12 protein-coding genes are annotated in these 15,154 nt (G+C 70.2%); 3 read left to right on the top strand and 9 right to left on the bottom strand.

The features are described 5' to 3' along the window. Nucleotides 1-147: 147 nt before the first annotated feature. The gene (locus tag AC3WXD_RS22945) at nt 148-552 is read left to right on the top strand and encodes an acyl-CoA thioesterase (protein ID WP_020203168.1); all 405 of its coding nucleotides are present in this window, start codon (nt 148-150) and stop codon (nt 550-552) included. A 269-nt stretch (nt 553-821) separates the two neighbouring features. Next, nucleotides 822-3,026, top strand: coding sequence for a TonB-dependent receptor (locus tag AC3WXD_RS22940; protein WP_492324765.1), 2,205 nt, complete (start codon nt 822-824; stop codon nt 3,024-3,026). A gap of 4 nt (nt 3,027-3,030) precedes the next feature. Here the strand turns inward: AC3WXD_RS22940 and AC3WXD_RS22935 are convergent, their stop codons facing one another. The 6 genes from AC3WXD_RS22935 to clsB form a co-directional block, all read right to left on the bottom strand. Beyond that, the gene (locus AC3WXD_RS22935) at nt 3,031-3,807 is read right to left on the bottom strand and encodes an enoyl-CoA hydratase (RefSeq protein WP_020203166.1); all 777 of its coding nucleotides are present in this window, start codon (nt 3,805-3,807) and stop codon (nt 3,031-3,033) included. A 132-nt stretch (nt 3,808-3,939) separates the two neighbouring features. Next, on the bottom strand, nt 3,940-5,139 hold the full coding sequence (locus AC3WXD_RS22930) for an acetyl-CoA C-acyltransferase (protein ID WP_492324808.1): 1,200 nt from the start codon (nt 5,137-5,139) through the stop codon (nt 3,940-3,942). A gap of 18 nt (nt 5,140-5,157) precedes the next feature. Beyond that, nucleotides 5,158-7,581: a 3-hydroxyacyl-CoA dehydrogenase/enoyl-CoA hydratase family protein gene (locus AC3WXD_RS22925; protein ID WP_492324764.1), complete on the bottom strand. Its 2,424-nt coding sequence runs from the start codon at nt 7,579-7,581 to the stop codon at nt 5,158-5,160. Nucleotides 7,582-7,827: 246 nt separating this feature from the next. Beyond that, a complete protein-coding gene (locus AC3WXD_RS22920) occupies nt 7,828-9,615 on the bottom strand; it encodes an acyl-CoA dehydrogenase C-terminal domain-containing protein (RefSeq protein ID WP_492324763.1) in 1,788 nt (595 codons plus the stop codon). 75 nt (nt 9,616-9,690) lie between these two features. Beyond that, nucleotides 9,691-10,281 (bottom strand): TetR/AcrR family transcriptional regulator, encoded by a 591-nt coding sequence (locus AC3WXD_RS22915; protein ID WP_029043643.1) that lies wholly within the window; start codon nt 10,279-10,281, stop codon nt 9,691-9,693. A 376-nt stretch (nt 10,282-10,657) separates the two neighbouring features. Then, nucleotides 10,658-12,010: a cardiolipin synthase ClsB gene (clsB, locus tag AC3WXD_RS22910; protein ID WP_492324762.1), complete on the bottom strand. Its 1,353-nt coding sequence runs from the start codon at nt 12,008-12,010 to the stop codon at nt 10,658-10,660. A gap of 118 nt (nt 12,011-12,128) precedes the next feature. On the opposite strand from clsB, the gene mobB reads away from it, so the two are divergent. Further along, on the top strand, nt 12,129-12,662 hold the full coding sequence (gene mobB, locus AC3WXD_RS22905) for a molybdopterin-guanine dinucleotide biosynthesis protein B (RefSeq protein WP_492324761.1): 534 nt from the start codon (nt 12,129-12,131) through the stop codon (nt 12,660-12,662). Nucleotides 12,663-12,750: 88 nt separating this feature from the next. Here the strand turns inward: mobB and AC3WXD_RS22900 are convergent, their stop codons facing one another. The 3 genes from AC3WXD_RS22900 to AC3WXD_RS22890 all read right to left on the bottom strand — a co-directional run bounded on the left by AC3WXD_RS22900 (nt 12,751) and on the right by AC3WXD_RS22890 (nt 15,042). Then, a complete protein-coding gene (locus AC3WXD_RS22900) occupies nt 12,751-13,533 on the bottom strand; it encodes an endonuclease/exonuclease/phosphatase family protein (protein WP_043366615.1) in 783 nt (260 codons plus the stop codon). Then, a complete protein-coding gene (gene nudB / locus AC3WXD_RS22895) occupies nt 13,530-14,003 on the bottom strand; it encodes a dihydroneopterin triphosphate diphosphatase (protein WP_492324760.1) in 474 nt (157 codons plus the stop codon). Before nudB ends, AC3WXD_RS22900 begins: the two co-directional genes overlap by 4 nt. Before the next feature lie 112 nt (nt 14,004-14,115). Beyond that, nucleotides 14,116-15,042: a hypothetical protein gene (locus AC3WXD_RS22890; RefSeq protein ID WP_492324759.1), complete on the bottom strand. Its 927-nt coding sequence runs from the start codon at nt 15,040-15,042 to the stop codon at nt 14,116-14,118. Between the last annotated feature and the right edge of the window lie 112 nt (nt 15,043-15,154).

Raw genomic sequence — 15,154 nt, 5'->3', positions numbered from 1 at the left:
CCGGCTGGCCGGCGCCACCATCGCATCCGCCCGACCGCGGCCACGCCGCGATGCCGGCGCCGCACGGCGGCCAACGCACTCCGGCACGCATCGCCCGGCCCCGCGGCACGGCGCCGCCCCAACCCTGTCTCTTCTGCCCCAGCCATCATGACCCAAGCCATCGACCACCCCTGCCTGCCGCCCGGCAAATATCCCGCGCTGCGCGTCGTCCCCATGCCGGCCGACGCCAACGTGCACGGCGACGTGTTCGGCGGCTGGATCATGGCGCAGGTCGACCTGGCCGGCTCGATCCCCGCGGTCGAGCGCGCCCAGGGCCGCGTGGCCACGGTGGCGGTCAACTCGTTCCTGTTCAAGCATCCCGTCTTCGTCGGCGACCTGGTGAGCTTCTACGCCGACATCGAGAAGACCGGCCGCACCTCGATCACGGTGTCGGTGGAGGTCTACGCGCAACGCATGCGCCACAGCAACGAGATCGTCAAGGTCACGGAAGCCACGCTGACCTACGTGGCGACCGACGACAGCCGGCAGCCGCGCGTGCTGCCGGCGATCTGACCGCCCTCCCCGGCCGGACTGCCGCCCAGGCGGCCGCCTGAATCCTCGCGGGCACGCCGCCAGCACCATCGACAGCGCCGCCGCCATGCCGCCGCCCGGCCCGCCCGGCCCGCCCGGGCCGCCGGCGCGCGGCCGGCCACCCGGCAGGTGCACGCTCTCCGATTGAAAATCGGAAATTTCCCTCCGTGAATTGGGCTGCTTCCGAGTCCCCGGCCTGTCTTTCGATCCTTAAATGCGAATGATTATCAACCGTGTTTCTGGAGCAAAGAATGAGCAGCTACATAAAATCCGTCGCGCTGCCGCCGCGCCGCCCCCTGGCTTGCACCGTGCTGGCGATGGCGGCCTGCGCCGCGCCGGTCCTGGCCGAGGACCGCGAACGGCGAGGCCGGCACGTCGAGCTGGAAACGGTCACGCTGCGCGAAGCGCTCCTGCCGGGCGCCAAGGTGGACGCCTCGGGCTCGGCCAAGTACGCGATGCCGCTGCTGGACACGCCCCAGACCATCTCGGTGGTGCCGCGGCAGGTGATGGAGGAGCAGAACGCGCTGAGCCTGCGGCAGGTGCTGTCCAACGTTTCCGGCATCACCTTCAACGCCGGCGAGGGCGGCGGCGGCTCGGGCGACAGCATCAACATCCGCGGCTTCAGCGCCAACGCCAACATGCAGGTCGACGGCCTGCGCGACAGCGGCCAGAACAACCGCAGCGACCTGTTCAACCTGGAGGCGGTCGAGGTCATCAAGGGGCCGAACTCGGTGTTCGGCGGCGCCGGCACCACCGGCGGCAGCATCAACATGATCAGCAAGCAGCCCGGGGCGGACAGCTTCACGCACGCCGGCGCGGGCCTCGGCACCGACAATTTCCGCCGCCTGACGCTGGACACCAACCAGGTGCTGCCGTGGGGCGCGGCATCGACCGCGGTGCGCCTGAACCTGATGGCGCACGAGAACGACGTGCCGGGCCGCGGCCCGGTCGACCGGCGCCGCTGGGGCGTCGCGCCGTCGGTCGTGTTCGGCCTGCGATCGCCCACGCAGCTGACCCTGAGCTACTTCCACCAGCGCGACGACAACCTGCCCGACTACGGCGTGCCGGCGCTCAACGGCCACCCGCTGGCCGGCGCGGGCCGCCACGGCTACTTCGGCTGGCGCAACCTCGACAAGGAAGACATCACCACCGACGCGATCACCGCCCGGCTCGAACACGAGTTCAGCGACAGGCTCAAGCTGCAGAACCTGACGCGCTACTCGCGCCTGCACCGCGACACCGTCATCTCGGCCTCGCACGTCGACCAGACCGGGCTGCCGCCCGGGCGCTACAAGCCGGCCGGCCCGCAGGGCTACGGCCGCGATTCGACCACCGCCATGTGGATCAACCAGACCAACCTGACCGGCCGGTTCGATACCTTCGGGCTGGCGCACACGCTGGTCGGCGGCTTCGAGATCTCGCGCGAGACCTACGAGCGCGGCACCTATTCCTACAATCTCTCCGGCCACTACCCCGCCGGCGGCTACGACCTGCGCAACCCGCCCGGCTTCTGGAGCGGCCCGGCCAACCGGCAGGACAGCGGCTACAACCGGACCTGGCTCGACGTGAAGGCGCTCTACGCGCTCGACACCATCGCCCTGGGCAAGGCCTGGGACCTGAGCCTGGGCATGCGCTACGACTGGATGGACGGCAGTTCGCAAAGCACGCCGGCGGGCAAACCCACCGAGCGCGCGGACAGCGCCGACCGCCAGCTCAGCACGCGCGCCGGGGTGGTCTTCAAGCCCACGGACAACGGCCGCGTCTATGCCGCCTATGGCACCGCCTTCAATCCGTCCGCCGAGCATCTCGTCACCACCGGCTCGGGCGTGGACAAGAACACGGCCTCGCTCGCGCCGGAAAAGAACAGGACCTTCGAGGTCGGCACCAAATGGGAATTCCTGGCGCGGCGCCTGAGCGTCAACGGCGCGCTGTTCCAGGTCGACAAGAACAATGCGCGCGAACGGCTGGCCGACGGCAGCTACGCGCTGGCGGGCAAGCAGCGCGTGCGCGGCGTGGAACTGGGCGCGGCCGGCAAGCTGACGCCGCAATGGGACCTGCTGGCCAGCTACACCTACCTGAACAGCGCGACGCGCCGGTCGCCTCTCGCGCCCGCGCGCGAAGGCAAGGCGCTGGCCAACACGCCGGCGCATTCGCTGAGCCTGTGGACCACCTACCAGCTTGCGGCCGGCTGGACGCTCGGCTACGGCGCGCGCTACGTCGGCAGGCGCAACGTGACCTCGGCCGGCGACGGCACGCTCGGCAGCTATTTGGTGCACAACGCCATGCTCGGCTATGCGCCGAACAAGCGCCTCCGGTTCCAGCTGAACGTCGACAACCTGTTCAACAAGGCCTACGTGGAGCGGGTGCGGCAGTCGCTGGGCAGCGCCTCGCGCTCGTCGGCGCTCGAATACGGCGACGGCCGCGCCGCCGTCCTGAGCGCGGTCTACTCGTTCTGACGCCTCAGTCGAAGCGCGAGAAATCCGGGCGGCGCTTCTCGAAAAACGCGGTGAAGGCCTCCTTCGCCTCCGGCGCCTGCAGCATGCGCCGGAATGTCTCGCCTTCCTCCTGCATCCGCGCCTGCACCGCGGCCATGTCGCCGCCCTTCATCAGGCGCTTGGTCGCGCGCAGCGACGAGGCCGGCAGCGCGGCCAGCTTGCGCGCCTGCTGCAGCGCGAACTCGTGCAGCTCGGCCACCGGCAGCACGCGCGTGACCAGCCCGATCTGCTGCGCTTCGTGCGCGCCGAAGGCTTCGCCCAGCAGCAGCTTTTCCGCGGCGCGCTGGTAGCCCAGCAGGCGCGGCAGCAACAGGCTCGAAGCCGCTTCCGGGCACAGCCCGAGCTGCGCGAACGGCAGCGACAGCCGCGCCGTCTCGGAGGCGTAGACCAGGTCGCAATGCAGCAGCATGGTGGTGCCCACGCCGACCGCCGGCCCGCTCACCGCGGCCACCAGCGGCTTGCCGGCCTGGCTGATCTGCTGCAGGAACTGGAACACCGGCGCCGGCGGCTCGCCCTCGCCGCCGGTGGGCGGGCGCTTCATGAAGTCGTCGAGGTCGTTGCCGGCGGTGAAGACCTCGGGCTTGCCGCGCAGCAGCACCACGCGCACGGCCGGGTCGGTCTCGGCCGCGCGCAGCGCGTCGGCCATCGCCTGGTACATCGCCGCGGTGATGGCGTTCTTCTTGTCGAGCCGGTCGAACTCGATGGTCAGGATGCCCTGCCCGATGGTGGTGAGAATGCTCATGGAATGTCCGCTCCTTGCTGGCCGGCCCGGCGCTGTTGTACGACGGGCCGGGAGAATGGCAAGACGGGCCACGGCGGCACGGCGCGAGTCCGTGTTCCGTGGCCCGTCTCGACTACGTCGCCCGCGGCGCGTTCAGACGCGCTCGAAAATCCCCGCCGCGCCCATGCCGGTGCCCACGCACATCGTCACCATGCCGTACTTCAGGTCGTGGCGGCGCAGCGCGTGCACCACGGTGGCCGAGCGGATCGCGCCGGTGGCGCCGAGCGGGTGGCCCAGCGCGATGGCGCCGCCCATGCGGTTGACCTTGGCCGGATCCAGGCCAAGGTCGCGCGTCACCGCCAGCGCCTGCGCGGCGAAGGCTTCGTTGAGCTCGATCCAGTCGATCCGGTCCTGGGTCAGGCCCGCCGCCTTGAGCGCGGCCGGGATCGCTTCCTTGGGGCCGATGCCCATGATCTCGGGCGGCACGCCGCGCACCGCGAACGAGACGAAGCGCGCCAGCGGCACCAGGTTGAACTGCTTGAGGATCTTCTCCGAGACCAGGATCAGCGCGCCGGCGCCGTCCGAGGTCTGCGAGCTGTTGCCGGCGGTGACGCTGCCCTTGCTGGCGAACACCGGGCGCAGCCGGGCCAGGCCTTCGAGCGAGGTCTCCGGGCGCGGGCCTTCGTCGAGCGCGATGGTGCGCGTCTTGACGTCGACCTGCCCGGTGGCGAGGTCGGGGAATTTCTCCACGATCTCCACCGGCGTGATCTCGTCGGCGAACTCGCCGGCCTGCTGCGCGCGGATCGCCTTCTGGTGCGAGGCCAGCGAGAACGCATCCTGGTCCTCGCGGCTGACCTGCCACTGACTGGCCACCTTCTCGGCGGTCAGGCCCATGCCGTAGGCGATGCCGATGTTCTCGTCGCGCGCGAAGATCGACGGCGACATCGACGGCGAGTTGCCCATCATCGGCACCATGCTCATCGACTCCACGCCGGCGGCGATCATCACGTCGGACTCGCCCACGCGGATGCGGTCGGCCGCCATCGCCACCGCCGACAGGCCCGAGGCGCAGAAGCGGTTGACCGTGATGCCGCCCACGCTGACCGGCAGGCCCGACAGCAGCGCGCCGATGCGCGCCACGTTCAGGCCCTGCTGGGCCTCGGGAATCGCGCAGCCGACGATGGCGTCCTCGATCAGCGCGGGATCGAGCCCGGGCACCTGCGCCACGGCCGCGCGCAGGATGGTGGCCAGCAGGTCGTCCGGCCGGGTGTTCCTGAACGCGCCCTTGGGCGCCTTGCCGATCGGCGTGCGGGTCGCGGCAACGATGTATGCGTCTTGCAGTTGTTTCATGATGTCGGTTCCTCGCTTGCCTTAGTTGCGCACCGGCTTGCCGGTCTGCAGCATGCCCATGATGCGTTCCTGGGTCTTGCCCGTGCCGAGCAGATCGACAAAGGCGCGGCGCTCCAGCGCCAGCAGCCATTCCTCGCTGACCAGCGAGCCGGCCTCCACGTCGCCGCCGCACACCACCTCGGCGATGCGGCTGGCGATCAGGAAGTCGTGCGCGGAGATGAAGCCGCCGTCGCGCATGTTGGCCAGCTGCGCCTTGATGGTGGCGATGCCCGAGCGGCCCGCCACCGGCACCAGCGCCGGCAGCGGCGCGCGGTAGCCGGCATCGGCCAGCGCGCGCACGGTGTTCTGCGCCACGTGCAGCAGCTCGTGCACGTTGAAGACGATGGCGTCCGACGGCTGCAGGTAGCCCATCGCGCGCGCCTCCAGCGCCGAGGCCGAGACCTTGGCCGTGGCCGCGCTCTGGAAGCGGCCGGTGACGAACTGCAGGTAGTTGGTGCTGCCGGCGGCCTGCGCCGCGCGCGCCGCGGCCAGCACCGCCTCCTTCAGCCCGCCGCCGGACGGCACCAGCCCGACGCCCACCTCCACCAGGCCGACGTAGGTCTCCAGCGCGGCCACGCGCGCCGCCGAATGCAGCATCAGCTCGCAGCCGCCGCCCAGCGCGATGCCGGACGCCGCCGCCACCACCGGCACGGCGCTGTACTTCACGCGCATCATGCCGTCCTGGAACGTCTTGACGAAGGGCTCGATGCCCTTGGCGCCGCCCATCATGAAGGCCGGCATCGCGGCTTCCAGGTTGGCGCCCGCGGAGAACGGGCCGCCCGGCGCGCCCAGTTGCAGCGAGGTCGGCTGCCACACCACCAGGCCCTTGTACCCGGCCTCGGCGAGGTCGACCGCGCGCGTGAGGCCGGCGATCACGTCCGGCCCGATGGTGTTCATCTTGCTCTTGAACGAGACCACCAGCACGTCGTCCTGGCCTTCGCTCACCCAGATGCGCACCGCGTCGTTCTCCTCCACGGTGCGGCCGGCCTTGCGCGGATCGGCCGCGGCCGTGCCCTTCAGGGCGGCGCGGAACACCTGGCGCTGATAGACAGGCAGCTCGGCTCGCTTGACGAAGGCGCTGGCCGCGGGCGACCACGAGCCCTGCGCGCCATGCACGCCCTGGGCCTCGGCCACGGGGCCGGAGAACACCCATACCGGCAGCGCGACCTTCGCCAGCGCCTTGCCCGCATCCACGTCTTCCTTCACCCAGTCGGCCACCTGCTGCCAGCCGGCCGCCTGCCAGTCCTCGAACGGGCCGGAGTTCCAGCCGAAGCCCCAGCGGATCGCCAGGTCGATGTCGGCGGCCGAGCCGGCGATCTGCTCGAGATACACGGCGATGTAGTGGAACACGTCGCGGAACACCGCCCACAGGAACTGCGCCTGCGGGTTGGTTGACTCGCGCAGCAGCTTGATGCGCTCGGCCGGCTCCTTCTTCAGCATGCGCACCACGATCTCGTCGGCCTTCTTGCCGGCGTCGACGTACTGGCCGGTCTTCGGGTCCAGCACCTTGATGGCCTTGCCTTCCTTCTTGTAGAAGCCGGCGCCGGTCTTCTGCCCCAGCGCGCCCGCGTCCACCAGCCCCTTGAGCACGGCCGGCGTCTTGTAGACCGGCGCGAACGGGTCGTCCTGCAGCGTGTCCTGCATGGTCTTGATGACGTGGGCCATCGTGTCCAGGCCCACCACGTCGGCGGTGCGGAAGGTGGCGGACTTGGCGCGGCCCAGCTTGGCGCCGGTCAGGTCGTCCACCACGTCGAACGGGATGCCGTACTTCTCGGCCTCGGCGAACACCGCCAGGATCGAGAAGATGCCGACGCGGTTGGCGATGAAGTTGGGCGTGTCCCTGGCGCGCACCACGCCCTTGCCGAGCGTGGAGGTCAGGAACGTTTCCAGGCGGTCCAGGATGGCCGGCTGCGTGGCGGCGGTCGGGATCAGCTCGACCAGATGCATGTAGCGCGGCGGGTTGAAGAAGTGCACGCCGCAGAAGCGCGACTTGAGGTCCGCGTCGAAGCCGTCCGACAGCGCGGTGATCGACAGGCCCGAGGTATTGGTGGCGAAGATCGCGTGCGGCGCGAGATACGGCGCGACCTTCTTGTACAGGTCGTGCTTCCAGTCCATGCGCTCAGCGATCGCCTCGATCACGAGGTCGCATTCCTTGAGCAGGCCGATGTCGTCCTCGTAGTTGGCGACCCGGATCAGCGCGGCGTCTTCCTTGATGCCGAGCGGTGCCGGCGACAGCTTCCTGAGGTTCTCGACGGCCTTGAGCGAAATGCCGTTCTTCGGGCCTTCCTTCGCAGGCAGGTCGAACAGCACCACCGGCACGCGGGCGTTGACGAGATGCGCCGCGATCTGCGCCCCCATGACGCCGGCACCCAGCACGGCGACCTTCTTGACGATGAAATTGGACATGCGCGCTCCTAGGAGAAGTGAGCGTTGAGAAGAGAGGGGGTTGCCCGCGTGCGTCCGGTCATGCTGGCGGCTGGCTCCCCTCTCCCGCTTGCGGGAGAGGGGTTGGGGGAGAGGGCGGGCGCTCGTTCAGGCGACGTCGCCTGTCGAACCGCCGGCCCTCTCCCCCGGCCCCTCTCCCATTGCATGGGAGAGGGGAGCCAACCTGCCGCATCGCCGGAAGCGCACGCGCAATGGCAACCGCGAAGATCAGAACAGATCCGCGTCCAGCGCCATCAGGCTGGCCGAGCCGGCGCGCGCCTTGCGGATCTCGGCGGCGGTCTCCGGCAGCAGCCGGGCGAAGTAGAAGCGGGCCGTGGCCAGCTTGCTGGTGTAGAACTTGTCGCCGCCGGCTTCCTTGTCCAGCGCGATGCGGGCCATGCGCGCCCAGAAGTACGAGAACACCAGGTGGCCCACCACGCGCAGGTAAGGCACCGCGGCGGCGCCGACCTCGTCGGGGTTGGCCATCGCCTTCATGCCGATTTCCATGGTCAGCTTCTGCACCTTGTCGCCCAGGTCGGCCAGCGGATTGACGAACTCCTGCATGGCTTCACTGGTGCCCTCCTGCTCGACGAACGCCTGCACGATCTTGCCGAAGGCCTTGAGCTTGGCGCCCATGTCGCCGAGGATCTTGCGGCCCAGCAGGTCCAGCGCCTGGATGGTGTTGGTGCCTTCGTAGATCATGTTGATGCGGGCGTCGCGCACGTACTGCTCCATGCCCCACTCGGCGATGTAGCCGTGGCCGCCGAACACCTGCATGCCTTCGTTGGTGGCGGTGAAGGCGTTGTCGGTCAGGAACGCCTTGATCACCGGCGTGAGCAGCGCCACCAGGTCGCCGGCCTCCTTGCGCACGGCTTCGTCCGGGTGCGACAGCTCGCGGTCGATCTGCAGCGCGGTCCAGTAGCTGAACGCGCGGCCGCCTTCGGCGTAGGCCTTCTGCGTCAGCAGCATGCGGCGCACGTCGGGGTGCACGATGATCGGGTCGGCCGGCTTGTCCGGCGCCTTGGGGCCGGTCAGCGCGCGCATCTGCAGGCGGTCCTTGGCGTAGGCCAGCGAGTTCTGGTAGGCCACCTCGGTCAGGCCCAGGCCCTGCATGCCCACGCCCAGGCGCGCCGCGTTCATCATCACGAACATGGCGTTGAGGCCCTTGTTGGGCTCGCCCACCATCCAGCCGCGCGCGCCGTCCAGGTTCATCACGCAGGTGGCGTTGCCGTGGATGCCCATCTTGTGCTCGATCGAGCCGCACTTGATGCCGTTGCGCTCGCCGGGATTGCCGGCCGCGTCCGGGATGAACTTGGGCACCACGAACAGCGAGATGCCCTTGGTGCCCTGCGGCGCGTCCGGCAGGCGCGCCAGCACCAGGTGGATGATGTTGTCGGAGAGGTCGTGCTCGCCGGCCGAGATGAAGATCTTGGTGCCGGTGATGCGGTATGCGCCGTCGGCCTGCGGCTCGGCCTTGCTGCGCAGGATGCCGAGGTCGGTGCCGCAGTGCGGCTCGGTCAGGCACATGGTGCCGGTCCACTCGCCGGACACCAGCTTGGGCAGGTAGGTCTGCTGCAGTTCGGGCGTGCCGTGCGCGTGCAGCGCCTCGTAGGCGCCGTGCGACAGGCCGGGGTACATGGTCCACGCCTGGCTGGCCGAGTTCAGCATCTCGAACAGCGCGTTGTTGACCAGGATGGGCAGGCCCTGGCCGCCGTATTCGGGGTCGCAGCCCAGCGCCGGCCAGCCGGCTTCCACGTACTGGCGGTAGGCTTCCCTGAAGCCCTTGGGCGCCGTCACCACGCCGTCGCCGACGTAGGTGCAGCCTTCGCGGTCGCCGCTCTGGTTGAGCGGGAACACCACCTCGGAGCAGAACTTGCCGGCCTCCTCGAGCACCTGGTTGATGGTTTCCGCGTCGACGTCGGCGTGCTTCGGCAGCGCCTTGAGTTCGGCTTCCACGCCGAGCAATTCATGGAGCACGAACTGCATGTCGCGCAACGGTGCGGTGTACTGGCCCATCAAAGACTCCTTGGAGGTATCTGTAAAGCCGCCACGCCGCCCGTGCACGATCCCGGCACGGAACGCCACGCGGCGTCAGGTTCGGTAAGACTGGATCAACTTGTTGAGCGCGACCATCGCAAGCTCGGCGCTGGCGGGCAGGCGCAGGAAGCGGGCGTCATGATGCAAGCCTAGCTCAAGGCTGTACATCTCGAACAGCATCAGGCGCGGATCGCAGTCCGCGCGCAGGTGCCCCTCTTCCTTGGCCTGGTCGATGGCGCGCGTGAGCGCGGCGCGCCAGATGGTGACGCTCTTGACCAGCTCGTCACGCACCGGGCTTTCCGCGCGGTCGTCGTATTCCACCGCCCCGCTGATGTAGATGCAGCCCGTGGTCACTTCCTGGATGCGTTTTTCCATCCAGCGCCGCACCATGGATTGCAGCCGGGGCAGCCCGCGCGGCTCGTGCAGCGAGGGGTAGAACACCTCCTGCTCGAAACGCCGGTGATACTCGCGCACCACTTCCACCTGCAGGTCCTCGCGCGAACCGAAATGCGCGAACACGCCGCTCTTGCTCATCTGCATGCGTTCCGCGAGCAGCCCGATGGTCAAACCCTCGAGCCCGTCGCGGGACGACAGTTCCAGCGCGGCATCCAGAATCGCCACGCGCGTCATTTCCCCCTTGCGCATGGGCGCGGGGGACGCGGAAGCGGCGGATTCGAGACGGGCAGACTGGTGTCGCATGATTTTTCTCCGTTCTTGGCGGTGCGATTCCTGTTCGCGGCCGCGCAATGACCCTGACGTAATGCTGATTTACGCTGCCCGGCGGCCCTGAAAGGCGCTGCCCGGCAGACGCGAATGCACGCAGTCTAAGGCAAAAAAGAACGGTCGTTCAGATTATTGTGATGGCGCCCCGCGGCGGCAAGCATTTAATTAGACCGGCGTTTCTAAACGCAGCGGCCGGGTTCGGTGCGGCGCAACAAGCCGGGGCATGGCGACGCCGCGCCGCGCCCGCGCTTCGCTGCGCCGCCGCCACCGCAGAGCAGCAGGCGGCTGGCCGGCCGCGTCAGTAGCGCCCCGTCACCCCCGCCACCACCACGCCGATGCGCAGCACCATGTACGCGGCCCAGCTACCCAGGCGGCGCAGCGCGGAGCGGCGCGCGTGGGTGGCGGCCTTGACCTCGCTGCTGCGCGTGGCGATGGCGCGCTCCAGCTCCTGGCGCAGGCCGGCGCAGAAACCGGCGTCGTAGACCGCGACGTTGGCCTCGCGCGCGAGCAGCAGGCTGAAGGGATCCATATTACTGGAGCCGACCGTGGCCCAGGCATCGTCCACCACCGCCACCTTGGCGTGCAGGAAGCTGTCGGCATATTCGTGGATCTCCACGCCGGCGGCCAGCAGGGTGGCGTAGAGCGCATGCGTGGCGTAGTGCTGGAGCCGGTACTCGACCATGCCCTGCAGCAGCAGGCGCACCCGCACGCCGCGCTCGCGGCAGGCCAGCAGCGCGCGGCGCATCTTGTAGCCGGGCAGGAAATAGGCATTGGCGATGATGACCTCGCGCCGCGCGCTGCCCAGTGCCTGCAGGTACTGGCGCTCGATGGCGCGGCGGTTGCGCAGGTTGTCGCGCAGCAGCAGCGCGGCGCGCATGCCGCCGGCCGCGTCCTGGCGCGGCAGCGGCAGGTCGGTGATGAGCGGGAATTCGGCCGCCACCCCGGCCAGGCCGACGCTGCGCATCTCGCCGCGCAGCGTGAGCTGCCACCACAGGCGCTCCGCGCTCAGCGCGATCTGGCCGACCAGCGGGCCGCGCACCTCCACGGCGAAGTCGTAGCGCGGGCCCAGGCCGGCGCTCTCGAACGGGCCGTGGTTGTGGTCGTCGATGATGTTGATGCCGCCGACGAAACCGACCTGCTGGTCGATCACGGCGAGCTTGCGGTGCAGCCGGCGCAGGTTGCGCCGCGCCAGGCGAAAGCCGCGCAGCGGGCGGAACACCTTGAGCGCCACGCCGCCGTCGCGCAGGCGCGCGGCCAGCGCGGCCGGCATGTCGCCGGCGCCGAAGCCGTCCACCACCAGCCGCACGGTCACGCCGCGCGCGGCCGCGCGCACCAGCGCGCCGGTCACGGCCGCGCCGACCTCGTCGTCGGCGTAGATATAGGTTTCCAGCGAGACCGAGAACACCGCGCGGTCGATGGCGGCGATCAGCGCCGGGAAGAACTCGGCGCCGCCGCGCAGCAGCCGCACGGCGTTGCCGCCGAGCGGCTTGCCGCGGCGCCACTCGGAGCGCAGCGGGCCGGCCCGGCGCGGCGCCTGCGGCGGCGCGCCCGCATCGGCATCGGCGTCGTCGCGCAGCGCGGCGATGCCGGCGCGGGACGGCGGCACCGGGCAGGCGTGCGGATGCGGATGCGGGGGCGAAAGCGGCGGCATGGGGCACATTATCAGGCACGCCGGTGTCATGCGCATGTTCCGCGCCGCGCACGCGCCGCGCCGCGCGCGCCGTTCTCTGCTATCTTCGGCGCTTTATCCCGCCACGCGCCCCCATATCGTGAAGGTTTTCGGCATTTCCGGCTCGTCCGGCAGCGGCAAGACCACGCTGCTGGACCGGCTGATCCCGCATTTCGTTGCCGCCGGCCTGCGCGTGGCCGGCGTCAAGCATACCCACCACGGCTTCGACCCCGACACGCCCGGCAAGGATTCCTGGCGCATGCGCGAGGCCGGCTGCGCCAACGTGGTGCTGGTCGGGGCGCGCCACCTGACGCTGATGCGCCACTACCCGGAAACCGAACCCTCGCCCGAACTGGCCGACGCGCTCGCCGTGCTGCCCGCCGCCACCGACCTGGTGCTGGTGGAAGGCTACAAGCGCAGCAGCTTCCCCAAGCTGGAGGTCTACCGCCCCGCGCTGGGCCGCCCGCCGCTGTGGGCCGGCCTGCCCGGCGTGGTGGCCGTGGCCACCGACGACCCGCGGACAGTGGCGGCGGCCACCGCGCTGCCGGTGCTGGACCTGGCCGACCTGGACGCCATCGCCGCGCTGGTGCTCGCGCAGGCCAGCCCGGCCTGCGGGACTCGCCAGGCGCAATAAGCCTGGCCGCCGCGGCCTGAACCGCCTGCGGCACCACGACAGGGCAACGCGCTTCCCGGGAAAAAACGAACGGCGGCCTCGCGCGCCGTCAGGCGCCGCCGCCGTCGGTGCGCGCGAGCGGCCGCTCCGGCACCGCGATGCGGGCCAGCTCCGCCATCAGCGGCACGTGGTCGGAGCGCTGCGCCCAGTCGCGCCCGGTCAGCGCGCTGGCGCGCTCGATCTCGAAGCCGCGCACATAGATGCGGTCGAGCTGCCACCACGGCATGTGGCTCGGGAACGTGTGCAGGCGCGCGCCGCCGGCGTGGGACACCTCGGTGGCGCCCAGCGTGGAGCAGATCAGGTTGTCCAGCCGGTGGTTCCAGTCGTTGAAGTCGCCGGCGATGACCAGCGGCGCCTCGGCCGGCACCACGTCGCGCACGCGCTTGACCAGCGCCTCGGCCTGGCGCGCGCGGCTGCGCGCGAACAGGCCGAAGTGCACGCAGATCAGGTGCGCCTCGGTGCCGTTCATGTCCGCCACCGCGTGCAGCAGGCCGCGCTGCTCGAAGCGGTGGTCGGAGATGTCGAGGTTCTCCGACATCAGGATCGGGTGGCGCGACAGGATCGCGTTGCCGTGGTGGCCGTGGTCGTACACCGCGTTGCGCCCGTACACCGAGTGCGGATAGGCGTCGGTGGCGAGGTAGTTGAGCTGGGTGTGGTCGGCGTCGAACAGCTCGGCGGCCACCAGGCGGTCGTTGCGGTCCTGCACTTCCTGCAGGAACACGATGTCGGCATCGACCGTATGCAGGCCGGTGCGCACGTTCTGGATGCGCGGCTTGCGCGCGATGCCGGTCACGCCCTTGTGGATGTTGTAGGTGACCACACGCAATCTCATGAATCGGCTCCACGCGGCGCGCGCAGGCCCTGCACGCGCCAGTCCAGTTGCAGCACGGCTTGCGCGTTGCTGCTCGAAAAGCAGCGCGCGGCGGCTTCGCGCCACGGCAGCCACTGCCATTGCAGGTGTTCGCGCGGCGCCAGCGTCACCGGCACCGGGCGCGCCACGCGCAGGCCGAACCAGTGCTCGGTGTTGCGCGTCACGCCGGGGGCGTAGCGGTGGCGCCACTGCGGGTAGATTTCGTAGTCGAGGGTGTGCTGCCAGTCTTCGAGCCGGTGCTCGGCGGCGACGAGGCCGGTTTCCTCGGCCACCTCGCGCGCGGCGGTCATGGCCAGCGGCTCGTCGGGCGTATCCAGGCTGCCGGTGACGGACTGCCAGTAACCGGGCCGGTCGGCGCGCTCCAGCAACAGCACTTGCAGGTCCGGCGTATGGATCACGACCAGCACGGATTGAGGAATCTTGTAGGGCATGGGATGGGGGCGGGCAACGACCCCAAGCTTACCGCAGATGGACGCGGCCGCCACGGGAAAACACGGTGGCGCCGTGGTTCACGGAAGGCTTCGGCGCGGTCCCGCCCGGTACTCAGGCGGCGTGCACGCTGGACTGGGACGGCGGCTCGGCGGGCGGCTCGGCGGATGGTTGGGCCGGCGCCTCGCGCAGCCAGGTCTCGAACACGCCCGGCGAGTCGCCGTGGCCCCACGCCGCGCGCAGCTGCTGCATCAGCGGCGTGAGCGCCTGCGTGTAGTCGCGCGAGGCCGCGTTGGCATGCGCGGCGAGGCGGTCGGCGGCCTGCCGCGCCTGCGCCTGCAGCTGCGTGCGTTCCTGCCCGATCTCCTTCTCGCGCACGCCCAGCGCGTTGTACTTCTGGATCAGGAAGCGGTGGTAGTCGCCGGGCTCCACGCCCTGCCCGGCCTGCGCGTTGGCCTGCTCGAAGCGCATCACGATGCTGGTGGTTTCCTGCTCGACGTGGGCGGCCTCGTCGGCCAGCGCCTGCAGCGCGTCGGCCAGCCGCATGGCCTCGCGGCGCTCGTCGCGCAGTTGCGCGGCATGCTCCTCGAAACTGCGCTGCGCCGCCAGGTAGGCCTGCACCACCGGCTGCGGCGCCACCACCAGCAGCGGATCGGCGCCGCCGGCCCGGCCGCCCGGCAGCAGCGCGTCGTCGGCCACGCGCAGGTTGCCCAGGTCTTCCAGCCAGCGCCCGCGCGCCATCACGGTGCCAACGGTATCGAGCGCGACCCGGCGCAGCGCCTCGGCGCGCTGCAGTTCCACCGGCTCGGGCTGGGGTGCCGCGCCCGCGCCGCCGCTCTGCGCGGCATGCGCGATCTCCGGCACGCAGGCCGCCACCGTGGTGGCCACCGACTCGGACATGGCGATGGCCGAGCGGCGCACCGCGCGCCGCAGCTCGAAACGCGCCAGCAACATCATCGCCAGCCCGGCCACCAGCCAGGTCAGGATGGTTTCGGCATGGGACAGCAAAAACTGGCGGATCAGTTCTATATCCAGGGACACGGCAGATTCCTCCCGCGCGGCCGGCGTGCCTTCGAAACGGGCCTGCGGCTTCGCGCCTAAAGGAAGAAGACCGGGGGCCGGGGCCCTTCGTTCCGCGATGTAACAATTGGAA

The organism is Cupriavidus sp. FW216-B1 (assembly GCF_058789195.1).
This window is presented reverse-complemented; position numbering and strand designations above follow the sequence as displayed.